General features: G+C 59.4%; 20 protein-coding genes, 2 tRNA genes and 1 pseudogene. 13 read left to right on the top strand and 10 right to left on the bottom strand.

Translation table 11 applies throughout. The annotated features are described in order from the left end of the window. Positions 1-66: 66 nt before the first annotated feature. The 3 genes from FJ398_11900 to FJ398_11910 all read right to left on the bottom strand — a co-directional run bounded on the left by FJ398_11900 (position 67) and on the right by FJ398_11910 (position 1010). A complete protein-coding gene (locus FJ398_11900) occupies positions 67-519 on the bottom strand; it encodes a hypothetical protein (GenBank protein ID MBM3838644.1) in 453 nt (150 codons plus the stop codon). After that, on the bottom strand, positions 507-815 hold the full coding sequence (locus tag FJ398_11905) for a hypothetical protein (GenBank protein MBM3838645.1): 309 nt from the start codon (positions 813-815) through the stop codon (positions 507-509). The genes FJ398_11900 and FJ398_11905 overlap by 13 nt, the downstream gene beginning before the upstream one ends. A gap of 118 nt (positions 816-933) precedes the next feature. Further along, a tRNA-Arg gene (locus FJ398_11910) sits at positions 934-1010 on the bottom strand. Between the two features lie 202 nt (positions 1011-1212). Here FJ398_11910 and sppA point away from each other — a divergent pair. The 7 genes from sppA (at position 1213) to FJ398_11945 (ending at position 8242) form a co-directional block, all read left to right on the top strand. Beyond that, positions 1213-2316, top strand: coding sequence for a signal peptide peptidase SppA (gene sppA, locus FJ398_11915; GenBank protein ID MBM3838646.1), 1104 nt, complete (start codon positions 1213-1215; stop codon positions 2314-2316). A 137-nt stretch (positions 2317-2453) separates the two neighbouring features. Next, positions 2454-3584 carry an aminopeptidase P family protein gene (locus tag FJ398_11920; GenBank protein ID MBM3838647.1) on the top strand — a complete coding sequence of 377 codons (1131 nt, stop codon included), beginning with the start codon at positions 2454-2456 and terminating at the stop codon, positions 3582-3584. A 267-nt stretch (positions 3585-3851) separates the two neighbouring features. Beyond that, a complete protein-coding gene (locus tag FJ398_11925; GenBank protein MBM3838648.1) occupies positions 3852-4529 on the top strand; it encodes a zinc metallopeptidase in 678 nt (225 codons plus the stop codon). A 353-nt stretch (positions 4530-4882) separates the two neighbouring features. Continuing rightward, positions 4883-5845, top strand: coding sequence for a sigma-70 family RNA polymerase sigma factor (locus FJ398_11930; GenBank protein ID MBM3838649.1), 963 nt, complete (start codon positions 4883-4885; stop codon positions 5843-5845). A gap of 5 nt (positions 5846-5850) precedes the next feature. Beyond that, positions 5851-6387 (top strand): adenine phosphoribosyltransferase, encoded by a 537-nt coding sequence (locus FJ398_11935; GenBank protein ID MBM3838650.1) that lies wholly within the window; start codon positions 5851-5853, stop codon positions 6385-6387. Positions 6388-6401: 14 nt separating this feature from the next. Beyond that, positions 6402-7457 carry a DNA-3-methyladenine glycosylase 2 family protein gene (locus FJ398_11940; protein MBM3838651.1) on the top strand — a complete coding sequence of 352 codons (1056 nt, stop codon included), beginning with the start codon at positions 6402-6404 and terminating at the stop codon, positions 7455-7457. Next, positions 7247-8242, top strand: a complete 996-nt coding sequence (locus FJ398_11945; GenBank protein ID MBM3838652.1) for a 2-phosphosulfolactate phosphatase — start codon at positions 7247-7249, stop codon at positions 8240-8242. The genes FJ398_11940 and FJ398_11945 overlap by 211 nt, the downstream gene beginning before the upstream one ends. Positions 8243-8283: 41 nt before the next feature. On the opposite strand, the gene FJ398_11950 is transcribed toward FJ398_11945, so the two are convergent. Continuing rightward, positions 8284-8985, bottom strand: coding sequence for a prepilin-type N-terminal cleavage/methylation domain-containing protein (locus tag FJ398_11950; protein MBM3838653.1), 702 nt, complete (start codon positions 8983-8985; stop codon positions 8284-8286). Between the two features lie 550 nt (positions 8986-9535). Beyond that, positions 9536-12541 (bottom strand): bifunctional [glutamate--ammonia ligase]-adenylyl-L-tyrosine phosphorylase/[glutamate--ammonia-ligase] adenylyltransferase, encoded by a 3006-nt coding sequence (glnE, locus tag FJ398_11955; GenBank protein ID MBM3838654.1) that lies wholly within the window; start codon positions 12539-12541, stop codon positions 9536-9538. Positions 12542-12732: 191 nt separating this feature from the next. On the opposite strand from glnE, the gene sufT reads away from it, so the two are divergent. Together sufT and FJ398_11965 are read left to right on the top strand one after the other, a co-directional pair. Then, a complete protein-coding gene (gene sufT, locus FJ398_11960) occupies positions 12733-13296 on the top strand; it encodes a putative Fe-S cluster assembly protein SufT (protein ID MBM3838655.1) in 564 nt (187 codons plus the stop codon). Positions 13297-13354: 58 nt separating this feature from the next. After that, a tRNA-Ala gene (locus tag FJ398_11965) sits at positions 13355-13430 on the top strand. Between the two features lie 182 nt (positions 13431-13612). Here the strand turns inward: FJ398_11965 and FJ398_11970 are convergent. Both FJ398_11970 and FJ398_11975 read right to left on the bottom strand, forming a co-directional pair. Further along, positions 13613-13831: a hypothetical protein gene (locus FJ398_11970; GenBank protein ID MBM3838656.1), complete on the bottom strand. Its 219-nt coding sequence runs from the start codon at positions 13829-13831 to the stop codon at positions 13613-13615. Then, positions 13819-14649, bottom strand: coding sequence for a nucleotide excision repair endonuclease (locus FJ398_11975; GenBank protein MBM3838657.1), 831 nt, complete (start codon positions 14647-14649; stop codon positions 13819-13821). The genes FJ398_11970 and FJ398_11975 overlap by 13 nt, the downstream gene beginning before the upstream one ends. A 330-nt stretch (positions 14650-14979) precedes the next feature. Here FJ398_11975 and FJ398_11980 point away from each other — a divergent pair. Then, a pseudogene (locus tag FJ398_11980) lies at positions 14980-15105 on the top strand (type II secretion system protein). 845 nt (positions 15106-15950) lie between these two features. Continuing rightward, positions 15951-16166: a hypothetical protein gene (locus FJ398_11985; GenBank protein ID MBM3838658.1), complete on the top strand. Its 216-nt coding sequence runs from the start codon at positions 15951-15953 to the stop codon at positions 16164-16166. A gap of 108 nt (positions 16167-16274) precedes the next feature. On the opposite strand, the gene FJ398_11990 is transcribed toward FJ398_11985, so the two are convergent. The 3 genes from FJ398_11990 to FJ398_12000 are packed head-to-tail and all read right to left on the bottom strand — an operon-like array spanning position 16275 to position 19556. Then, positions 16275-17228, bottom strand: coding sequence for an amidohydrolase (locus tag FJ398_11990; GenBank protein MBM3838659.1), 954 nt, complete (start codon positions 17226-17228; stop codon positions 16275-16277). Between the two features lie 18 nt (positions 17229-17246). Continuing rightward, entirely contained in the window at positions 17247-18884 is a 1638-nt protein-coding gene (locus FJ398_11995) for a hypothetical protein (protein MBM3838660.1), read from the bottom strand. Between the two features lie 57 nt (positions 18885-18941). Beyond that, the gene (locus FJ398_12000) at positions 18942-19556 is read right to left on the bottom strand and encodes a DUF3782 domain-containing protein (protein ID MBM3838661.1); all 615 of its coding nucleotides are present in this window, start codon (positions 19554-19556) and stop codon (positions 18942-18944) included. 156 nt (positions 19557-19712) lie between these two features. On the opposite strand from FJ398_12000, the gene FJ398_12005 reads away from it, so the two are divergent. Further along, the gene (locus FJ398_12005; GenBank protein ID MBM3838662.1) at positions 19713-21011 is read left to right on the top strand and encodes a quinonprotein alcohol dehydrogenase; all 1299 of its coding nucleotides are present in this window, start codon (positions 19713-19715) and stop codon (positions 21009-21011) included. A gap of 240 nt (positions 21012-21251) precedes the next feature. Further along, the gene (locus tag FJ398_12010; GenBank protein ID MBM3838663.1) at positions 21252-23213 is read left to right on the top strand and encodes a hypothetical protein; all 1962 of its coding nucleotides are present in this window, start codon (positions 21252-21254) and stop codon (positions 23211-23213) included. Positions 23214-23336: the final 123 nt, after the last annotated feature.

The raw sequence follows: 23336 nt of genomic DNA on the forward strand, positions 1-23336 counted from the left end.
CGCACAGGCACTTCCCATAGGGCGGTTCGCCGCTTGAGCACGCAAATTCATAATCGTTCCTTCCGTTCAACATTTCGGCATCGCCCACCGCAGAGATTTGCATTCGTCGCAGCCGAACCAAGCAAATCGCTCGACCAGTCGGATCGCGTGCTCGCAACGGCCTTCCTTGACTGCCAGGGCTTCGACCTGAGTTTGTAGCTGCGGCGGGATAGGCTGCTCGAACTCGACTTCAATTTTCTCCACGATCCCCAAGACGGCCAGCGCCTCCATTTCCTTCAACGCTGTAGGTTTGCTGCACCGAAGGATTCTCTCGACTTGACTTGTCTTAAGCGTGCCGTTGTGTTCAAGCAGCCCCCGGAAGACCTTGGAGCGAATCGTTGGCGCGGAATCAAACGCGACTTCCAGAACCGGGGCCAAGTCCGCTTGCGAAATCTGCGTTCGACCAGCCAGCAGCGCATGGCCGCGAGCCAGGTTGTAGAGCAGGCAATTGATCCGGTCTGGTTGCTCTATGATCGGCACGCTGCCGCGAACAGGGGGTCAAACTGATGGGCGGTGCGGATGCGCTCGGCTTCCGCGCCAATCAGGAAACCCTCCGCGTTTCCGTCAAAGGCGTGTTTTTCGCTGCGAATCTTGACCAGTTGCTTGAGTTCCTCGGAGTTTAAGGGCCGCCGAATCTCACGTCGGCTCTGACCGAGCGTGACACCTTCCACCAGCGTCTTTGAACCGAACGGAGCCGCTCGCCGGACCTCCACCAACTCGTTCGGCTCAAGACCAGAAACTACGTCACCGGGACTGACTTGTTGTGGAGATTCCATGTGTTCGAAGCGGCCCACTGTCGCTTAAAAGTCGATTCAGAACGTGAAAAGTGTCCAAGAAGTGTCCAAGTGAACTCCACAGCGAAATCAAATCCTGATTTAACCTATTGGTCATCAATGGCGCACCCGATAGGAGTTGAACCTATAACCTTCTGATCCGTAGTCAGATGCTCTATCCAATTGAGCTACGGGTGCTGCCAGGGCCGAGGAATCTACAATTCGTTGCAAGGTCCCGCAAGCGATTATTCGGCGGTTCGGCGGCTTCAGCGGCTTCACGTGACTTCTACTCTTGCAGCGCCGAGTTGCACTTAGAGCATGTCCGAATAGAGGGACGAGGATTTCATATGTTTCAATCCCACTTGCCCGTCCCATTCACCTGAGATAGCTTCTCGCCACTATGGACAACAATGCGCCGCCCGTTTACGCGACGACTCCGCCGGTGATTACGCCACCGCCGCCTCAACCGCGCAAGAGCCGCGGCTGGATGATTCTGGCGCTCACACTCGCTGCCGTGCTTCTGGTCTTCGTGGCCGGCCAGTTCATGCAAGCCGTGTCCGGAATCGCGGGCGTTAATCCCATGCCCTCCGCCAGCACTTACCTGGAAGAGCTGACCCTCGAAAACAACCATTCCGAGCACAAAATTGCCGTCGTGCCCGTCGAAGGAATCATCTCCAGCCAGATTTGGGACCGGGGAGGGCGAAACATGGTCGACTCCATCGCGCACCAGTTGAAGATTGCGGGACGCGACAGATCGGTCAAAGCAGTTATTCTGAAAGTCGATTCTCCCGGCGGCGAAGTGATGGCCTCAGACGACATTTCGAGAGCGATCTCGGAGTTTCAGAAAAAGCACGGCAAACCGGTCATCGCCTTCTTGAGCGGGTTGGCGGCTTCGGGAGGCTATTATGTCGCCGTGCCCTGCCAGTGGATCGTGGCCAATGAACTCACCATCACTGGAAGCATCGGCGTGATCATGCACAGCTTCAATTATCGGGGATTGATGGACAAGGTCGGCGTCTATCCGCAGGTGTTCAAAAGCGGGCGGTTCAAGGATATGCTGAGCGGGTCGAGAAAGCCGGAAGACATCGACCCGAAGGAGGCCGAGATGATTCAGGCCATGATTGAAGAAACCTATGATCGGTTCAAAACCGTGGTCCGTGAAGGCAGGCAACGGGCCCTGTCCAAGAACAAAGGCGATGGGAAACCGCTTGTCGAAGGGTGGGAACAGTATGCGGATGGACGCGTGCTCACGGGCCGCCAGGCGTTTGAGTACGGGTTTGTCGATGAAAAGGGCCAGTTCGAAACCGCGGTCGCGCGCGCCAAGAAGATCGCCAACATTCCCGATGCGAATCTGGTGCGTTACAAAGAGCCCTTCAGTCTTTCGCGAATTTTCGGGTTTCTGGGGAAGAGCGCGAATGCCACGCTCAAACTGGATCTGGGAATGGATTTGCCCAGGCTCCAAATTGGCCGGCTCTATTTTCTCTCTTCCACCGTTCTGCACTGAGCTTCGTTCGCCCGGTGCGCGGGCGCGCCTCGATTTCATTGCAGGCAGCACGGCTTGCTCTCGCCGATCACCGCAAAGTGCGATGACCGGTCCGTGAAAGTCTTGTCAGCGCTGCGACCGCTTCCTAGGTTTGGCCAATGACCCGCGAGAATCTTTTGATTGTCGCCGACAGCGAACGCGACGCGAACATGCTCTACGCCGCGGGTTTTCTGGTGCCCGACCCCTTCATCTACTTGCGGATTCATGGCAAGCCGCACCTGGTGCTGAATGATCTGGAAATCGACCGGGCGCGAAGGGCCTCGCGCGATTGCCGATTGATCCGCCTGAGCACTTACGTTCGCAAACTCAAACGAGAGGGCATTCCGGCCGCGGGTTTTGCCCGGGTGATCAGCGCCATTTTGCGCGAGCGCCGGCTCAAGAAAATTGTGGTTCCGGGCAACTTCCCGCTAGGGTTGGCCCGCGAATTACGCGCCCTCAAAATCAAAGTGAAAGCGAAAGACGGCGATTTTTTCGCCGAGCGTGAAATCAAGACTTCCGAGGAAGTGAAGAAGATCAACGCTTCCTTGATCATGGCCGAAGTCGGATTATCGGAAGGCATCCAGGCTTTGAAGAATGCCAAGATCGGCAAGAACGGCCGGCTCTTCTATCACCATGTCCCTCTCACGTCGGAGAAACTTCGCTCGATCATTGAAATAGCGATCATGCAGGCGGGTGGGCTGGCCAATCACACGATTGTGGCGACCGGCCATCAGGCTTGCGATCCGCACGAACGCGGCTACGGCCCGCTCCGAGGCAACCAACCGATCATCCTGGACGTCTTCCCTCGCTCACAAAAGACGGGATACTTCGCCGACATAAGCCGGACCGTGGTAAAGGGGCGGGCCAGCGAGGCGGTTCGAAGAATCTACGCGACCCTGGCGCGAGCCCAGGATTTGGCCTTCGCTCACCTGCGCGACGGACGCCCAACTATGGAGGTTCACCAAATCATCGAAAAGTTCTTCAAAAAGGAGGGGTTCAAGACCGGGCGCCGGAACGGGAAAATGGAGGGGTTTCTTCACGGAGCCGGCCATGGGCTGGGGCTTGAAATCCACGAACCACCTCGAATCAACCCCACGTCGGAGGATTTCCTCAGAGCCGGACAGGTCGTAACCATCGAACCCGGACTCTATTACCCGGGCCTCGGTGGCGTGCGACTCGAAGATGTTGTCCTGGTGACGGCCAAAGCTCCCAAGAACTTGACGAAGTTCGAGAAAATCCTCGAAGTGTGACAGTGGTTCGAGCTGTCTCACCGTCGTCGATTCTTTTCGGGTCGCCCTGTCGCAGAGATTCAGCATGCAGTTGGGAAATGCGGGCGTTTTGGCTTCCGCCCCACTGGCATTGAACTCGCTCCACGCCAAACCGGATGCGAGTCGAGCGTCGCTCACCTGGGTTTTCAAGAGCATCGGGAGTGGCGGCGGTTCGGGATTCGCACTGGAACTGTAGGATTTAGGACAGATCGAATAATCTGAATGTCTATGATGCTAGGAATGTTGATCATGGATCAGTATTGGTGGCTGGCGATTCCAGGGTTGATCCTCGGGGTCTTCGCTCAGGTTAAATTGAGTTCTACGTATGGCCGTTTCGTTCGTGTTCCAGCCGAGTCCGGCCTTTCGGGCGCTGAAGCGGCCCGGGAAATCCTTGACCGCGCGGGCCTGGATGATGTTCCGGTTCGCGAAGTCCCGGGGCATCTGACCGATCACTACGATCCGACGAAACGAGCCCTGTGCCTCTCCTCGGAGAATTTCCACGGCACATCGCTCGCGGCGGTCGGCGTGGCGGCGCACGAAGCGGGCCATGCCCTCCAGCACCAGGAAGCGTACGCTCCGTTGAAGCTTCGCATGGCGCTGGTTCCGATCACGAGTTTCGCGAGCCAGGCCGTGTTCTGGATTGCGATGCTCGGAATGTTCATGAATTCGATGAAATTCGTTGGGCTGGCTGTTATCGCCTTTGCGGTCATTTCGCTTTTCCAGGCCGTCACTCTGCCCGTCGAATTTGACGCCAGCCGCCGAGCCAAGGCTCAATTGCTGCGCCTGGGTATCGTCGGGAACCATGAAAGCAGCGCCGTCAGCAAGGTCTTGAACGCCGCGGCTCTGACTTACGTTGCGGCATTGATCGAGGCGGTCATGACGTTGTTGCACTTTATCCTCATCGCGCGCGGGCACGATCGTGACTAGAACTCGACCCAGCGTGGATCGGCAGGTTTTGCTTCGGCTTTCGAGACCGGAAAGCCGCGCTCGAGATGCGGACATCTTGAACTCTGAAATGCGATGAAGAACTGCCCGCCAATTGCGTCTATTGTGTTAGTGGTCGCGGAGTGCCAAAAGCCCGACAAATGCCTCGCGCAAGAACATTGCTCGCGTGACGGTGTTAACTCTGTCGGACCCCTCGACTCCGAAGAAACGAGTTCCGGATCAAAAGCGATATGGCCATAAAAACCAAATCTAACGCTCTGGCGTCGCGGCTGTTTCACCAGCCTCGGCGTTCGCGGACGGGCCGAACATGGTCGCTCAGCGGCGGGGATTCTCCGATCCCTGTGCCCGACCGAAAAACGGGCGCGCAGGCTGAAGTCGAAGAGAAAGCCGGCCCGGAGGAGCGTGCTGCCCCGCACGCCATCCAGATCGAGAAGGCGCCAGTTGCTCCACCGGAACCCAGGGAGCGAACCTCCTACGACGGAGACACGGCGATCAAGCTGTACCTTCGCGAGATCGGTCAGGTCAAGCTGCTGACACCCCAAGAAGAGATCGAACTCGCGGCCCGGATCAAAAAGGGCGACAAGAAAGCCCGCGAACAGATGATCAAGGCCAATCTGCGTCTGGTCGTGAAGATCGCCCACGACTACGAAGGGTTAGGTTTGCCTCTGCTTGATTTGATCAACGAGGGCAACATCGGCCTGATGAAAGCCGTCGAACGGTTCGACCCTTCCAAAGGCGGCAAGCTCTCGACTTACGGCGCCTGGTGGATCAAACAATCGATCAAGCGCGCGCTGGCCAACCAGTCCAAAACCATCCGCTTGCCCGTCCACCTCGTGGACAAGATTTCTAAAATGCGGCGGACGGCCATGCGGCTTCAGGAGGAATTCGGACGCGAACCAACCGACGAGGAGTTGGGGGAAGAACTGGGCATCACGGCGTCGCGCGTCGCGCAATTGCGAACCGCGGCCATCCGCCCGGCCTCGCTCGACGCGCCCATTGGCGACGACGACTCGAACAATTTTGCCGAGATCGTCCAGGACGAGAACGCCGAAACGCCTTACGAGCAACTCGAAGAAAAAACCGTCACCAAAATGCTCGATGAAATGATCCAGACGCTCGACCCGCGCGAGGCCATGATCCTGCGCTATCGCTTCGGCCTGGACGGCGGCTCGGAGAGAACCCTCGAGGAAGTCGGCGAGAAATTCGGAGTGACCCGCGAGCGCATTCGGCAGATTCAAAACATCGCGCTGAAAAAGCTTCGGAAAATGATCGAAAAAATGGAAGCCGTGCGTAAATAAGCACTGTGACGACCTCACCTGCCACCCTTGACGAACTGACCCGGGCCATTCGGAACGTCCCGGATTTTCCGAAACCGGGCATTCAATTCAAGGACATCACTCCCGTCCTCGCGGATGCGCGCTTATTCTCCGGATGCATCGATCGGCTGACGGACAATCTGAAGCCGGGCGCCATTGATTCCGTTGTGGGCATCGATGCCCGAGGATTCATCTTCGCCGCCGCCGCCGCCCTGCAGTTGAACGCGGGGTTCGTACCCGTGCGCAAGAAAGGCAAGCTTCCATTTCAGACTCACGAACAATCCTACGACCTCGAATACGGATCGAACACTGTCGCCATTCACGTGGACGCGATCAAGCCCGGCAGCCGAGTCGTGTTGATCGACGATCTCCTCGCTACCGGAGGAACCGCCAGCGCCGCGGCCGCGCTCTTGAGGAAGCTGGAGGCGGAAATCGTGTCGGTGACGTTCTTCATCGAACTGGCCTTCCTTCACGGGAGAGAGAAGTTGAAGGGCTTTCCGGTTCGTTCCCTGGTGGTTTTTTAGATGAGGCCATTCGGATGTCGTCATCCGCGCCGCATCTCGACCCTTCCTCGACTCAATCGGCCGCGAACTTCACGGGTCTCTCTCAAATTCGCCTGCCCGTCTGGAACTACGACCTTGCCGAAACCCTAATCTCCGGCCAGGCCTTCCGATGGAAGCTCAGCGAAGCTCGCACGGATTCCGAACCATGCCCACGCCCCTCGAACCGATCGCCGGTAGGGCGAATCCGTCCCGGCGAGCCGTTTGACGCGCTTGGAATACGTCCTTCTCGGCTCGCTGGGGACAGGCTCGCCCTGCCATCAGGTCCATGGGAAGGTGTGATTGACCGGCACTGGGTCCGGTTGTCCGCGACGGAGCATGCGATTCTCGCCGAAACGGCGCAACCGGCTTCAAGCGTCTCGTGGATCGAGAACTACCTCCAAAGCCGTGTTGATCTTGAGACCATCTTGGCGACGTTCCCCGACGACGAACCGATGCGCGCCGCCGTAAAAGCGTGCTTCGGGCTGCGGATTCTGCGCCAGGATCCGTGGGAATGCCTTGCGTCCTTCATCCTTTCCTCCACCAAACAAATCATCCAGATCCGGCAAATCGTCTCGTTGCTTTGCGAGCGGTTCGGGGAACCGGTGGCGGTGCCGCCAGGGCATTCTCCGGCCCATTCCTTCCCGAGCGCCCAACGGCTTTGCGCCTGCCCCGAGGCTGAGTTGCGCGCGTGCAAGATGGGATTTCGTGCCGCCTATCTGAAAGGGGCCGCGGACATGGTCGCCTCGTCGGCAATCGACCTCTCAAAACTTTCCGCGCGGGAGATTGGCGAAGCCAGAGAATCGTTGCTCCGGTTACCGGGCGTCGGAAGAAAGATTGCCGATTGCGTGTTGCTTTTCGCTTACGGTTTTCCGAAAGCTTTTCCGATCGACGTGTGGGTCATGAAAGCTTTGCGCAAACTCTATTTTCGAGGCCGGCAAATTCCTCTCCGCCGCCTCCAACGATTCAGCGAGGAACACTTCGGGCCTTTCGGTGGATACGCGCAGCAATATCTCTTTCACTACATGCGGCGCAGGAAGAGAGGTTCGCTGTGAACCCGACCTGTCTTGAGGTTCTGTTCACTCCGGCGGAATTCACCGGCCTGAGCCAGAGGAATCTGCGCGAAGTAGTTTGCGTCGTGTTCGACATTCTCCGAGCCACCTCGACCATGATGACGGCTCTCGCGAACGGCGCGCGCGAGATTCTGCCCGTAAGCGAAATTGCCGAAGCGCTGGCGATTCGGCGGTCGCGCGCGGAGGTTCTGCTGGCGGGTGAACGAAATGGCTTGCGAATCTTGGCAGCCCAAACAGGTAGCATCGATTTTGACCTCGGAAATTCGCCTCGTGAATTCACACCGGAAAAGGTCCGCGGGAAGACCATTGTCATGACGACGACCAACGGCACGCGCGCGCTGCGGGCGTGCGCAACAGCCCGATCCACGTTGATCGGCTCGTTTCTCGGGATGCGCGCCCTCGCCGCCTGGATCGCGCAAGAAAAGCCAGTCAACCTCCTCCTGATCTGCAGCGGAACCGTGGATCAGGCGGCTTATGAAGACGCGCTCGCCGCGGGCGCATTGTGCGATCTGATCTGGCCCGACTATGCCTCGGGGAGAATCTCCGATTCAGCCCGCATGGCGCGGCAGATTTATGCGGCATCCAAAGCTGATATCCTGCGCGCCGCGGCCGACGGTCGGAACGGACGGCGCCTGCTCGGCATCCCGGAGCTGCGCGAGGACGTTCCGTATTGTTTCCAGCAGGACACGATTGATTTCCTGACCAGGCTGGATGGGGAGGGAGTTGTGCGGAGGGTCCGAACCGATGGGATAAAACGTAAAACGTAATGCGTGAAACGTGAGGCGCTCCTGGCGACGGACTCCCGCTCTCAGTAGTAGGCCGGCACGGTGTCAGCGGAATAGAGGGCGGTGATGCCGAGACTTTCGAGCCGGCTGCGTCGTGCGCTTTCGACGTGGCCGTCAATGAAAAGCCCGTTGGCTTTTCGGTCGTGACGGGCATGAACCTGTTTCTCGGCGTCGATTCGGAAGTAATAGTACTGCTCCGCGCCAATGCCTTGGCGGCCGCGGCTCGTGGTATCGGTCAAATGAAAATACTCGGACGGCTTCGCGAGCGAATCAGTTTTCAGGACTTCATTGAAGTCGCCGGAAACATTTTCCGGGAGCGGGTCCAGCCGCACGCCGTAGGTCTTGAACCAGTTGGTGAACCGTCGCGGAGCGTAGCTGGGGCAGACAAAGACCTCGAAAGGCCGCAGGTTCTGGTTCGTGCTCAAAATGCTCCCCCACGTCACGCCGGGTTCGAGCGGAGCGTCAATCTGGATCAGGCCTTTGTGGTCTTCGGCATACATGAGAGTAGCCAGACCCAGTTGTTTGAGATTGTGCAAGCATCGCGCCTCCTGGGCCTTGGCCTTGGCTTGCGAAAGCGCCGGGAAAAGCAGACTCATCAAGATGCCCATGATCGCGATCACGACTAACAACTCGATCAACGTGAAACCGCTTGCCCTCTTCAAAAACTTCATGTTTTCAAAATCCAACCGCGTTACGACTCTGCCGTCCGAATTATTCTGACTCATCCTGAGCCAAGAATGTTACGAGGAAACCATTACTGTGATAAAAAATTTCGATACATGCGAAAATTTTTTGTCACAGTACTAGTCCCCAAAGAAGCATGGCGTCCTTGTCTTCACTGCAGACTGTCAGTCCACTCAAGCTCCTGAACGGCAGACCTCGAATCCAGCGATGACCGCCGCCATGCCTCTTTCCCGTGTCAGCTCGTCAGTCTTGTCCAGGCGCCCTTTGAATCGCCTGGAACTGACGGGCGGCCCCCACACAATCGGGACCGCAACCACGGCTGTTTTAAGCAAAGCTCGTGCCGAGTTGGCAGGTTTGACGCCGGGCGCGGCATTTTCATCACCACGGGCCGGGAGCCGATATCCTTGTCGGCGAATTCCCGTTGCCCTCAGCAATCCGACTCGCCGGCGGGGGACGCCGGCTTCCCCTAACGAGTGCGCGCATTGCGGCCATGAACCGGAGCGCCGGTCTCCGACCCGGCACGCATTGGTGCGGCTTGAATCGCGCCGGATTGGAGACCGGCGCTCCGAGGTTCATGGGGAGAATCGCTGCTTAATTAACCCCTGTAACCCTCCAACGCTTCAACGAGTTCAGATAGACCTCCCGAATCGCCTTCCGGTACCCGGCGACCGCCTTCATGAAATCGTCCGCATTCGCGAACCCGCAGCGCACAGCGACGCGGTAGAGCGGCGCGGGGTCGTCCGGCAACAACGTTTCGCCCTCGAAACTCCAGCGACGCAAGATCCCTTCAATGCGGCGGAGCTTGCGGTAATTCTCAAGGAGCGCAACCGCGTCGCCTTCCGGCATCGCGTGGGTCTCCCGTCCGCGTTCCAGAGCCCGCAGCGTGTTCGGTTCATGGAACCCGTTCTCCAGGCACAAGACTTGAGCGAGGAATTCGGCGTCAATCAACCCTCCGGCGCCGGTCTTGATGGCCAGCGGCTCTTTGCCGGGCGGCGTGCGCTCCTCCTCGATGCGCAAACGCATCTTGTGAATCTCCGATTTCCAGGCGGACGAGTAGGCGGCCAAGGGCAGGGAAGGTGTTCGGAAATTCGAAAGGCGCGCGGCCAATTCTGCAAACTTGCGGCCCGTGTCGGCATGGCCGGCCACGGGACGGGCGCGGGAGATCGCCTGGATTTCCCACTGTTGAGCGCGATGCCGGTAGTATTCCTCGTGCGCCGCGAGCGTGTTGACGAGCAGGCCTTTCTCGCCGTCGGGCCGCAACCGCGGGTCCGTCAGAAACGTCACGCCGGCTTCCGTCGGCTTGGAGAGCAACTCCATCACTTCCGCGGCCAGGCGCTGTAATCGAGGAAGCTTCTTTTGCGCCGGGCCGGCCACGAACAGAATGTCCAGATCAGAGCCGTAATTGATTTCGGCGCCGCCGAGTTTCCCCAAACCCACGATGGCGAACGGCGCGGTCCGCAACTTGTGCCGGCGCATCACCACGTCCAGCGCGTATTGCAGGCAGGCTTCCGCCAGCGCGGAAAGTTCGGCAAGGTTTTGCTCGAAGTCTGCCAGGCCGGCGATATCACGCAGGCCCAGGCGCATCAATTCCGCGTAATAATAACGCCTCAGCCAGGCGGACTGATCCGGGTCGGCGAGGCCGTAGCGGAGATCTTCCAGAATTTCTTCGGCCATTTTGCGCCGCCGCAGACGCCCGCTCAACACCAGTTCATCGACCAGATCCGGAGTGCGGATTGCGATCTCCGCAAGGAATTCGGATCGATCGAACAGCAGCAAGAGCAACTCGAACAACGCCGGGTTGTTGACCCACGTTTCATAGAGCAGCGCTCGCGATCCGTACGCGCTCACAAAACTGTCCAGCCGCGCCAAGACGCGATCCGGATCCGAAAGGCGAATCGGGCCGGATTGCGCGTGCGGGGCCTTCACCGATTGTCCCCGGCAAAGCGCCAGGAACCGCGAGACCAGTTCCAGAGCCAGTTCCGAAGTGCGAGGCGAGAGGTGGACGTAGCCCGGACCCTGGACGAATTCACGGAGCATGGGCCAGGCGCGTTCGGCATCGCGAAAGCGATGTTCGTCCAGAAGCGCGCGCCAGGCCGCTTCGCCTTCCTGCAAATCCGGGAGCTTCTTCCCGGTTGGAGATTGTTTTGTTTGGAGCAGCGCCCCGTAAATCCGGCGAACGTTCTCGCAATGAGTCTGCCGGGTGTTTTCAAACGCGGCGGTTGAATCGAATCCCATCAACGCGGCCAACCGCTGGCACGCCGGAGGATCGCTGGGGATGGTGTGAGTTTGCAGGTTGCCTTCCATCTGCAGCCGATGCTCGACCTCCCGGAGAAAGCCATAAGCCTCGATCAAGTCCCGGGCGTCGCCCGCCGGAAGCACGCCGTAGCGGACGAGCTTTTGCAGCGTGGAAAGCGTTTGGGAATCCTGCAGAAACGGCGCGCGGCCCGCGTGGAGCAACTGCAGGGATTGCGCGACGAATTCGATCTCGCGAATGCCGCCCCGTCCCAGTTTCACGTTTCGATCCATCTCTCCGCTCCTGACGACTTCGTTTTCGATCCGTTGTTTCATGTCCGCGATTTCCTGGAGGATGCGTTCGCTCAGCGCGCGCGGATAACGGAACGGCTGGATCATCTCCAAGAACTCCGTGCTGAGCGCGACGTTACCCGCGACTCGGCGGGCTTTGATCAGCATCATGCGCTCCCAGGTCTGGCCCCATTGGGCGTAGTAATTCTCGTAACTGCTCAAGGAACGGGCGAGCGGGCCGGCGTCGCCTTCGGGCCGGAGCCGAAGATCGATGCGAAACAACGCGCCGTCCGAAGTCAGCGCGCTGAGTTCGGCGATGATGGCCTCGGAGAGCCGGCGGAAAAATTGATGGTTGCTCAGGCCGGAACCCGGATTCTGGCCCTTGCGGGGCGGGAGTTTGAAGAGATGGCCTTCCTCTTCATAAACGAAAAGCACATCGACGTCCGAACTGTAGTTCAACTCCTGGCCGCCGAGCTTGCCCATTCCCAGCACGCAAAATTCCGTGGGCCGCCACGGCCCGCCGGCGTCCTGGTGATACGGCTGGCCCAGGCGTTCGGTCAGTTGCCGCGCGCACAATTGATAGACGGTCTCCAGGCAAACGTCCGCCACGTCCGAGATCTCCCGGGTGATTTCACGCACGTCACCCCATCGCGCCAGATCGCGCGCCGCGATTCGGAGCATTTCCCGCTGTTTGAACTGGCGCAGCTTGGCATACGCGCCGGCGTAGTTTGCCGTATCGAGAAGAGGTCCAAGCCAACTCTGAACTTCGCGTTCCAGTCCCTGAGCGCGGCGGGGCCCGCGGAGCGATTCCGTGTCCAGAAGCGTCGCGAGCCATTCCGGGTGAGCCGCGAAAAGCTCGCTCAGAGCTTCCGAGCCGCTCCAGAGCGCCGCCAGAACGCGCGCCTGCTCCGGCGACACGCTCTGCAACACCGACGCCGCGCCGGTGCTTTGCAGCTTCTCAAGACCCTGCCGTGCCCGCGCCGAGTCTGCACAGGAGCGGATTGCATTTTGCCAAACCGTGCCGGTCATGGCCTGATTAAACCGCATTTCCGGGGGATTGTCCAAAGCGGCCATTGGCCGAACGCTTTCAAGGTAGGGCGAGCCGGGGCGAGCCGTGTCCGACGTATTGGGAACACGTCGGAAGCGGCTCGCTGGGACAGGCTCGCCCCACCGAAGTCAAACTGAGAATGGCCGCCGCCTGCGCCGGACTGGATTCTCAACGGCTCAGGCGTTGATTATTGAATGTGGTTGGCTAGCTTTGCCGCATGCAAAACACGACTTCAGTTGAATTGAGCCGCGATTGCGAAGCGGTGCAAATTCCCGCGGGCCACAAGGTGGTTCTGCCCAAAGGCACGCCCGTCGAAATCACGCAAACGCTCGGCGGCAGTTTCACCGTCATGGCGAGCGGAAGCTTGTTTCGCCTGGCAAACGGCGACGCGGACGCGCTCGGAATCGAAGCGCCAGCCCCTGGCGCCGCCAACGCCAACGCGAACGCTGCGTCGGAGGCATCCGGACCGGCCGACGAAAGCGCCATCTGGGAAACTCTGCGGACGTGCTACGACCCGGAGATTCCCGTGAACATTGTCGATCTCGGTTTGGTGTATGATTTGCACCTTGAACCGCAGCCTTCCGGGCGCAGCAAAGTCTTTGTGAAGATGACGCTCACGGCGCCCGGCTGCGGGATGGGCACGGTGATCGCGGCCGACGCACAACAAAAGTTGCTGGAGCTTCCGGGAGTCGAGGACGCGAGCGTGGAAATCGTGTGGGATCCGCCCTGGCACCATTCCATGATTTCTCCGGCGGGCCGAGCGCGGCTTGGCCTGGATTGAGACCGGAGAATCGTTTTGACAAAGAGCGATGCCATTCTAGATTGCTGCCGCTCTGGATGGGGTCGTAGCTCAGTTGGTAGAGCACCACAATGGCATTGTGGGGGTCAGGGGTTCGAATCCCCTCGGCTCCACCATCCTCCACTTCAATAACTTATGTAAGGCCGCGCGAGGTTTGATACAAAATGACAAAGGTTTGATATAACGCCCCCCCTTTTCAGAAGCGATGAATTGGGGGTGCAGGAGGGTTGTCGGAGGTCGGAGTCGGGGCGGGTCCTTCTCATTCATCGGGAGTGAAACGCAAAACGTAAAACGTAATTCAGTTCGGGAGTCGGCTTTGCCGACGGCGGTGATTTTCCAGCGTTTGGCCTCGGTCATTTGTTCGACCGTGAAATCGACATAGAGCTTTGTCCTTGAGCCAAGCCAGCGCTTCCTGGATTTCGGACAGGCTCGCGGTGAATTCGAGCAGCGCGTTGACGTGCGCGAACAACGTGCTCTCCGGCATCTGGCAATCCCCGCAATGGTTCAGGAGCAGCAAAATCCGGATGCGCAGCCTGTGTTTCCACTTTCCCTTTGTAAAGTCCGGGAAGTCCATGGGGCGGCTGCGGTCGGCCACGGATTTTTCACTGAGCACGGCGATGGAACTCCAGACCGCGGCGTCATAGACGTCGAAGTCGGGGGCGATGCCGCTGCGAAGAGCTTCGACGAGGCGGTAGTCTTCGAGGACTTCTCTTCCATCGCAAGGCAAAAAAAGTCAGGGACGGAGTGGAATCCGTCCTTACCAGGTTTATGGGGCCGATGCGCGCCTGACGTGCTTAGCCAACCTACCGGCAGGCCTGCGATCCCGCGTTCGGGACGGACTGCGAACCAGAGCAATCGCGCTAAGACCGCGCGCAGAACTTCCGCGCCTCTGCCCATTGGTCCCACGACATTCTTGCCCAGTGTTCCCGACTCCGCGATGCGCAGCAAGATTGTTTCGCCGTCGCGGTCCCAGGCCAGGAATCTCGGTTTGCCCGGCCAGGTGCCGACACGATTGAATTTGGGCCGCAGTGTCCGCAACAGCGCCGCTTCCTGGCTCAAAGCCGCGGCCTCGTCCGCGCACGCCAGCCATTCCACCTGCGCCACAGCGCGCAGGAGTCTCAGATGGCGGCGCGCCAGCCGCTCAGGATTTGCCACGCGGTAGCTGTTCAGGCGTTTCCGAAGGTTCTTGGCTTTGCCGACGTAGAGCACAACGCCCGCGTCATCGCGCATGAGGTAAACACCGGGGACTTCGGGCAAGCCTCGAAAGAAATCCAAACCCAACTTTTCCACCAGCGGTTGCGGGTCAGCAAAGAGCAGGCGCTGCACGGCTCGCATGGCACGATTAAACGAGATTCACGCGGCGCGGCAAGGCGGCAGAGAGGGTGCGATTAAAACTCTCGGTCAACGAAGTCTTCTCCCTCTCTTCCCGAAGGGAGGAGGGGCGTTGGCTCACTTCTCATGTTTCCGAGAAACCCTTCCCTCCAACTCTCTCCCCACTCGTTTCCTCGCGGGGAGAGAGGGAAGTCAATCGGAGTCGCTGACCGACACTTTGGATCGCACCCCGGCAGCAACAGAAGAAGCAAGAAGCGGCTGGAGTTTGCCGAGATTCGAGGAGCAACCAGGGACCGGGTCACTACTTTGCACTGCTTGACTTGTGCATAGCTTATGAAACCGAGTCTTCAAACCCAACGGCTAACCTGTCGAATAAAACCCACCGCGCGTGCATTCACGCTGATCGAACTGCTGGTCGTGATCGCGATCATCGCCGTCCTGGCCAGCATGCTGCTTCCTATTGCTGGAACGGCACGATCGGCGGCTACGTGGGACCCAAAGCCGGGCGGATTTCCAGCGGCAAAGACCTACAAACTTACCGATTTCCAAGCCACCGATTGGCAGATGTGGGAACAGAACGAGACGGACGGCTTCTACTTCAATGACGCGGGCAACAATCCGGAAACCAGCGGCGAGACCCTCTCGCTGCGGCACTCCGGGACGGCCAGTTGGTGGACTCTGCCATGGAACACGCAGCGAAACCTCCCGGGCGGCGCGTGGTTGGAGCGTTTGGCGGCCACGCGCAACTCGTGAAGTGGAACAAGTGCTGGGACCTCATCCGTGGCATCCCGCCTTATCCGAATGAGATTCTGAACGGTCCGGGCTACCAGCGGTAACCGGGACAATGCGAGTCTTCGGGAAGCCGGGGAAGGACGGATGAGCTTCCCAAGCCCCGCTATCAGTTCCCCATAAGGCTCGTTCGCCTCGCGAAACGCGAACCACTCCGTTCCCGACTTTACTCAGCGATCAAAAGAGCATTCCAGGGACGCGGTGGAACGCAGGTAATCCCAAGATCCCAAGTTGGGAAACCGTAAACCGGGAGCCGCCGTTCACACGGTGGGTGAAGGCCAGGATATCACGAACCCCTCACCATCTGCGTTCATCTGCGGCTATCTGCGGTTCAGGATGAAAACTCCCGCCGCTAAAGGGCGGCATTCTCACACCTGAGATGGCAAAGTCCCTGCTTTTATCGGAAGTGAAACAGCGTGTCCCGTATCCGCCAGGCCGACGGCCTCACTCAGAGTCGTCCAGCGCGGAAAGAGAAGATGGTTCGAGTTCTGACGTCGTTCGGAAAACCACAAACCGTGCGCCTTTTCACTTTGAAGATTCTCATCCAACACAAGGGCACTGGCCGCTACCTGACCGAGGACGGCCTCTGGATGGATGAGGATGAGGGCGCGAAGGATTTCCCGAATGCCAGCCGGGCGGTTGATTTCTGCCGGGAGCACCAGCTCAAGGACGTGCAAATCACTCTGAGATTCGACACCGGACTTCCAGACATTGCCTTGCCCGTGGGTTAGAGCGCCTGAAAACGTAGGGCAGGCTTCCAGCCTGCCAGTTCGGACTGCGCCACGACGCAAGGATGCCCCGTCAACCGGCAGACAGGATGTCTGCCCTAGATGCTCGAATCACTGGATTCGGAACAAGCGCGCCGCGTTCTCGAAGAGAATCTTTCGAACGGCTTTCGGATTGGGCGCAAGCCGCGGGATCGCCGCGAGGATTTGCGCGCCCAAACATTTTTCGCCGCGGCCGACCGAATCGTTGCAGTCGCTGCCAAACAGCAGTTTGTCCTGGTGGCGGTCCAGAAAGCCGCGCGCGTGGTCTTCATCCCGCAACATGGAGTTGAGTCCGGAACCCGCTGAGAGGTCGCCAAACATGTTGGGATAATCCGCGAGCAAGCGATCCGTGATGCCGCCGCGTGTGACTTTCGTTTTTGGATAAAGAACGGTTTGGTCCAGGCTGGCGTCGATGTTGCCCCACCAGGTCTGGGCGTGGCCAATGAAGTTGGTTTCGGGATATTTCGCCAGGATTTTGTGGAACCGTTCGATGCCCAGGTTGTACGTGCCGTGCTGAAAGTGCATCAGGATCGGCACGCCGTAATCCTCGGCCAGGCGAGCCAGCCGTTCGATGGACGCGGAATCGCAATCCACGGCAAACTTCTGCTCGGCGATGATGATGCCGCCCAGTTTGAGATACTCTTCAATTTCCTGATCCGCATTCGGCAAGTCGGCGACTTCGTTCGCGCCGAAAAGAAACTCGTCCGGGAATTGCCGGGCGATTCGCAGGCACGACTCGTTTCCGCCGCACTGGGCGGCGAGGCCGTTGGACTTGCCTTCGTGCGTGGAGGGCCGCTCGACCGGCGTGCCCGCCGGGAGCAAAATGGTTTTGCTGATGCCCATCGTGCGCTGGTGCGCGATCAGTTGTTCGTCGCTTCGGCCCGAATAGTTCGTGTGCTGATGAATGTCGATGATGGGATCGGCGGGCGCGGATTCAGGTTCCGCGCCGGTGAGCGCCTCGGTTACCGCCAGGCCGGCCGAAGTCCTAAGGAATTCCCGCCGGTTCAAAGAGCGAGGCGCTGTCATAGAATCGTCCGGTTCACGTCACGGCAAGGCCACGCTTGATCCGTCGGGCAACGTCGCTGCGGGAGATCGTCCGACCGAGTTCAGATCGTATTTCTCGCCGCGGATGTTCCGGATCTTGCCCCCTTGAAGAAATGGGGAAATGTCTGCTTCTGTGACGGGAGCGCCATCCGTTTTTTTGTTCTCCAGGGCCCACTGCTCTTTCGCACCCTGGATCATGCGCAGGTTGTTCATGATCGCGTTGCGCTGCGCGGTTTGCCGTGCTTTCACAAAATTCGGAATGGCGATGGCCGCCAGAAGCCCCGCGGGCGCCGCGAGCGCCGGCCCGATCAACACTTGGCTGTAGGTTTGATTTCCATTGCCGACTCCGAGCCAGCCTTCGTCGGTGTTGGCGGCCACTGTGAAAGTGTACGCCGCATTGCCGGTGCCGAGCAGTTTCTGAAGGCCTTCCGCCTGAGCCTGTCCCAGTTTCGGATTGAGGCGGAGCGCTTGCTGTTGGATTTGGGCAACGGTTTGGCCAAATCTCGGGCTCAAGAACACGAACAGGTTGCCTTGAGCGGGGAGGCCTTCGGAAAACTTCTTGAATTCGTCGGAGTGTTTCCAACCGTTCTTTTGGCCGCGTTTTACGGCCACGGCTTCTTCGATGAGCGCATCCGTCGTGGCCACGATCAGATAATCATCCACGCGCGCGATGCTGGGACGCAAGGCGATGGGCAACGGCAGCGGAACCGGCATCGTTCTCATGCGCAAGCCGTCCTTGTCCGTTTTGACGAGCTGACCCGCGACCTGAGGGTTTTCGGCGAGCAGTTGCTCCACGCGGTCGAACAACGTGTCGTTCTTGACCTTGACCACCAGCATCAATCCGGGCTCCGGCACCTGAAGCGGCTGCGGCCCCATCGGAATCGGTATCTGCCTGGATTCGTCCAGCGTGACGACGAGGCCATATTCGCCGCCGAGCGAGCCGAGCAACTGATTGAAGTCGATCTTGGTCGCCTCCAGGAATTGGGCGGGCATGTTTTGCACCCAGGCTTGCGCTTCGGCAAAACCGGCCTGAGCGATCTCGTTGGTCACGATCGACCAGAGTTGCGTGAAATCGAAATCGGAAAACGCCGCCAATGCCGTCGTCCCGGGGAGCAAATCCAACCCGGTGAGCGCATGCGGCGCCTGGCCAAAAAGCGACCAGATGAACCCGGTGTTCTGTCCGCAATAATGATGCAGCAGAAATTTGCTGTGATAACGGCCCGTCTCGCGAGCAATCGAACTCAGCCCCAGGCCGCTGATTTCTTCAAGCCCGCTCTTCTTGATCAAGCGCGCGCCGATCTCAAAAGCCTTGTCCACATTGGGCCGGACGTCTTCCGGGATTTCCGGAATGGCCGCCACGAGGTTGCGCAAGTCGGTGACTTTGGTGGAGAGCGCGTTCAGCGTCCGTTCGCCGCTCCAATAGAAATAAAAATCGCCGCCGGGATCGAGGCGCGATGTGACTTCCTTGAAACTGTTCTTTTCCGCGGAGACCGGCGCTGGGGACGACTGAGGGGGCGGCGCCTGTTGGGGGGCCTCAACTCTCTCCTGCTGTTTGGCGCAGCCGCCAAAGAACAGCAGGAGGACAAGGGAGAGGGCAGGGGGCTTTGGGAAGCGACGAGACGTAATTGGGTTGTTCACAAGCAGGCACCTTTCGTTTGGCAGGCGGACTTCGTTTCCCGCACTGTTTTCGAGTTCCTAGATCGAGCAATCCTTCGGTTGAAAGTTCCGAGGCACTTTCAATCTGAAAATATCGCCGTGCATCCGCGCAAGACAGACTCCTTCCGCTAACGCGGCCGCGTCCATTTCCTGGCTGCTTTCGACGGCCGCCAGGACGCCATACAACCGATAACCTTTGAATTGGGGAAGAAACTGGTAGAACCGCCGCAAGTTCCGAATGAATTTGTCCAGCTCCCGCCGGGTCAGGATACTCTTGACCTCGTCCGCGCCTTTGCGCAAACGTTTGGTCTCGACGATTTGATCGGCACCGAACCGTTTGGCCAGAATCTCCATCAATGAAGGCATCGCCATGCCCTCCGCGAAGTCGCCGAACTTATTGCCCAGACCACCGATCTGTTTGCCCAGTTCTTTGAGCTGCAGGTCAGTTTCTTTCATCTGACGATCGGTCTCTTTCATCCGGCGGTCGGTGTCCTTCTGTTGCTTGGCTGTCTCCTTGATCAGCCGGTCTGTTTCCTTCTGCTGCTCGGCATTCTCCTTGATCAGTCGGTCGGTTTCCTTCATCCGGCGATCGGTGTCCTTCTGTTGCTCGGCCGTTTCCTTCAATAGGCGGTCGGTTTCGTTTTGAGCCGACACAAGGCTGGCGACCAGCTCCCTTAATTCTTCGTTGCTCACAATCAAAAGGTATTGGACCCAGCACCCGTCGTCAAAGCGCGAATGACAGAGGTATTGCCCGCTCATCCGTCCTGCTGGTATCGTTCCGCCGCCATGAAACGCCTTCTTGCCACATCGATGCTTTCACTGGGTCTCACGACCGCGGCGCTGGTCGCAGGAGAACATTGGCCACAATTCCGCGGACCCAACGGCGACGGCCTCTCGGAGGCCAAAGGCTTGCCGCTGTCCTGGAGCGAAACCAGCAACGTCATATGGAAAACTCCCATCTCCGGCAAAGCCTGGTCCTCGCCCGTGGTCTGGGGCCATCAAATCTGGCTCACGACGGCGCCCGAAGAAGGCACGCGGCTCTCCGCCATTTGCGTCAATCGCGACACGGGCAAGATCGAGCACAATCTCAAACTCTTCGACGTGGTCCTGCCGCAGTACGTCCATCCTTTCAACAGCTACGCTTCGCCCACGCCAGTAATCGAGGAAGGTCGCGTGTACGTGACGTTCGGATCGCCGGGCACCGCGTGCGTCGAGACCAAAACCGGCAAGGTGCTCTGGCAACGGCGGGATTTCGTGTGCAACCATTTTCGCGGCGCCGGCTCATCTCCGATTCTTTTCGGCGATTTGCTGATCATGAATTTCGACGGCAGCGACCATCAATTCGTCGTGGCGTTGGACAAGCACACCGGGAAGACCGTCTGGCGGCAGGAGCGCTCCGTGGACTACAAAGACCTGGATCCGGACGGCAAACCGCAGGCCGAGGGCGATTTTCGCAAGGCGTTTTCCACGCCGCATATCGCCGTGGTCGAGGGGAAGCCCATGTTGATCAGCCAGGGCGCCAAGGCGCATTACGGCTACGATCCGCTCACCGGCAAGGAACTTTGGCGCGTCGAAGAACGCACGACTCATTCCGCGAGCAGCCGGCCCGTCGTGGGCCACGGCCTGATCTTTTTGCCGACCGGCTGGTCAAACGGGCAACTGCTCGCAATACGCCCAAGCCGCAACGGCGAGATGATCGACGCCAACGCGGTCGATCCCACCCATTCAACGGGCGAAGCCAGGAGCGCGGGTCTGGAGTTGGTTTGGAAATCCAGGCGCAGCGTCTCGCGCAAGCCCGGACTGCTGCTCGTCGACGATTTGATCTTCATGCTAGAGGACGGCGGCGTGGCGAGCTGTCTTGAGGCCAAGACCGGGAATCAAATCTGGCAAGAGCGCATCGGCGGCAATTACTCCGCCTCGCCCGTCGGCGCCGAAGGGCGGGTTTATTTTTTCAGCGAAGACGGGAAGACCACGGTGATTGCGGCAAGCCGCCAGTTCAAAGTGCTCGCGACGAATCAGCTTGCGGACGGTTTCATGGCGTCGCCGGCCATCGCGGGCAGAGCTTTTTTCCTTCGCGCCAAAACTCATCTCTACCGGATTGAGGGGTAGCTCTTGAAAATGGCGCCCGCCTCGCGGACACGTGGCGAACTCAGAATACGCCGCGACGAAAGAAACGAAGATCAGGAAGGAGTTGGCAAAGAAAAGACGCCAAAAGTTTGTTCCGTACGGAACAAACTTTTTGACATGGGGACGACGCAACAATTCTCAATTGCCAATCGGGGACCGCGTCTCGCAAGGTTCAGTGGAAATTGAATTTCAAATTTCAAATCGCAAATCTCAAATCGAATTATGTCTGCCGCTTTGTCTCCTCAAATTCTGCGTTGTGGAACAGAGGCCGTTCCCGCCGAACCTATCGCCCTGGCCGCCGGCCCGCTCACCATGATCTTCGAGCCGGGCACGGCTTTCCTCCGCTACATCCGCGTGGGCGATCACGAAATCGTGCGCGCGATTTATGCGGCGGTCCGAGACCGGAACTGGGCCACGATCACGCCGCAGATCAGAAATCTGAATGTGGACTCTGCGCAGGATTCGTTTCGGGTGACCTTCGACGTGGAATGCCAGGAGCGCGAAATCGATTTCGTCTGGAAGGGCACGCTCACGGGAGATTCGGCCGGCAAGGTGACGTTTGGGTTCGAGGGCGAGGCGCGCGCGACCTTTCTGCGCAATCGCATTGGGATTTGCGTGCTCCACCCGATCTCCGAATGCGCGGGAAAACCGTGCATGGTTGAACACCCGGATGGCCGCGCCGAGCCGGGCGTTTTTCCCCGCCACATCTCGCCGGATCAACCGTTCAAGAACATTCGCGCCCTTGCGTATGAGCCGGCGCCGGGCGTCCGCGCGGAGGTGCGCTTCGAAGGGGACGTGTTTGAGATGGAAGATCAGCGGAACTGGACCGACGCTTCCTTCAAGACTTACTGCACGCCCCTGGAACTGGGTTTCCCGAAGCAAATCGACAAAGGAACGCGCGTTTTCCAATCGGCCACGGTGTCGCTGCTTGGATCGCCGCGGAAAATCATGCCCGTCGTTCTCGGACGCGGGGCGCAAATCTCAATCGCCACGACGCCCGTCTTGGCCAAACCGGCGATTGGCCTGGGCGCCGCCTCTCACGGCCATCCTTTGACGGCCAAAGAAATCGAGCGCCTGAAAGCGTTGCGGCTTTCTCATCTCCGCGTGGACCTCCGGCTCGCTGATCCGAACTGGCCGGCGGCGTTGCGGAAGTCTGCGAATGAGGCTGGCCAAATCGGCGCCACCTTGCACGTCGCCCTGTCTCTCACAGATCGCGCCGAAGAAGAGTTGACGGCTCTGATGCGCGAGTTGGAGGCCGTGAAACCGCGAGTCTCGCTCTGGATGATTTTCCACGCGTCGCAAACCGTCACGAGCGAAAAGTGGGTGCGTCTGGCCAAACAACGCCTGGCCGCGTATGGCGCGAACATTCTCCTGGCGGCCGGCACGGATGCGTACTTCGTGGAGTTGAATCGCCAGCGCCCCGCCGCGGATTCGTGGGCGCTGCCGTGTTACTCCGTTCAACCGCAGGTGCACGCTTTCGACAACGCGACGATGGTCGAGAATCTCGCGGGCCAGGCGGGCACCGTTGAAAGCCTGCAACAATTCTGCCGCCAGGCCGCGGTCATTTCCCCCATTACGCTTTGCGCGCGGTTCAATCCGGACGCAGCCAAGGACACGCCCGCGGGCTCGGCGACCGATTCCAGTGAGTTGCCGTCCGCCGTCGATGTTCGGCAAATGTCGCTTTTCGGCGCGGGGTGGACTCTGGGAAGCCTTTCGCGATTGGCTGCGGCCGGGAACATCCATTCCTTGACCTATTACGAAACCACCGGCTGGCGCGGCGTGATGGAAACAGAAGCAGGATCGCCGTTGCCGGAGAAATTCCGGTCGATTCCGGGCGGCGTTTTCCCGGTTTACCATCTGCTGGCCGACGCGGCCGGCTTTGACCGGGTGTGCCCGGCGCATTCGACCCATCCCCTGCAGGTGGAAGGGATCGCGCTGCTCGATGCGCAAAATCGGCGGCGCATCGTGGTCGCCAATTTCCTTGCTGAAGCGCAGGAGGTTCGAATCAAGACCGGCACGTGCCGCGCTCTCGTGCGCTACCTGGATGAAACCAACGCCGAAGAAGCGATGCGCAATCCGGAAACCTTTCGCGCACGACCCGGGGTTGCCACCGAATCTGTGTCCGGGAAAATCGAGTTGCAGCTGCTGCCCTATGCGCTGGCGCGGGTGGACCTTTCGACCTAGGCCTAGGGCAGAGTTGCAGCGATTTTGGACTGCGGTGGCAGAGCGCAGCGGCGACACCGCTTTTGGGAGCCTGGCTGGCGCGGTCAAAGCGGCGTGGCGCTTCGCCTCCCGCCGCAGTCCAAA

The sequence above is a fragment of the Verrucomicrobiota bacterium genome, assembly GCA_016871535.1.
GTDB lineage: Bacteria > Verrucomicrobiota > Verrucomicrobiia > Limisphaerales > SIBE01 > VHCZ01.

Bases quoted from the DNA above. Each gene is read 5' to 3' on its own strand.
- FJ398_11905 (MBM3838645.1), bottom strand. From the start codon at position 815: ATGGAATCTCCACAACAAGTCAGTCCCGGTGACGTAGTTTCTGGTCTT.
- sppA (MBM3838646.1), top strand. From the start codon at position 1,213: ATGGACAACAATGCGCCGCCCGTTTACGCGACGACTCCGCCGGTGATT.
- FJ398_11920 (MBM3838647.1), top strand. From the start codon at position 2,454: ATGACCCGCGAGAATCTTTTGATTGTCGCCGACAGCGAACGCGACGCG.
- FJ398_11925 (MBM3838648.1), top strand. From the start codon at position 3,852: ATGGATCAGTATTGGTGGCTGGCGATTCCAGGGTTGATCCTCGGGGTC.
- FJ398_11940 (MBM3838651.1), top strand. From the start codon at position 6,402: ATGTCGTCATCCGCGCCGCATCTCGACCCTTCCTCGACTCAATCGGCC.
- FJ398_11950 (MBM3838653.1), bottom strand. From the start codon at position 8,985: ATGAGTCAGAATAATTCGGACGGCAGAGTCGTAACGCGGTTGGATTTT.
- glnE (MBM3838654.1), bottom strand. From the start codon at position 12,541: ATGGCCGCTTTGGACAATCCCCCGGAAATGCGGTTTAATCAGGCCATG.
- sufT (MBM3838655.1), top strand. From the start codon at position 12,733: ATGCAAAACACGACTTCAGTTGAATTGAGCCGCGATTGCGAAGCGGTG.
- FJ398_11975 (MBM3838657.1), bottom strand. From the start codon at position 14,649: ATGCGAGCCGTGCAGCGCCTGCTCTTTGCTGACCCGCAACCGCTGGTG.
- FJ398_11990 (MBM3838659.1), bottom strand. From the start codon at position 17,228: ATGACAGCGCCTCGCTCTTTGAACCGGCGGGAATTCCTTAGGACTTCG.
- FJ398_12005 (MBM3838662.1), top strand. From the start codon at position 19,713: ATGCTTTCACTGGGTCTCACGACCGCGGCGCTGGTCGCAGGAGAACAT.
- FJ398_12010 (MBM3838663.1), top strand. From the start codon at position 21,252: ATGTCTGCCGCTTTGTCTCCTCAAATTCTGCGTTGTGGAACAGAGGCC.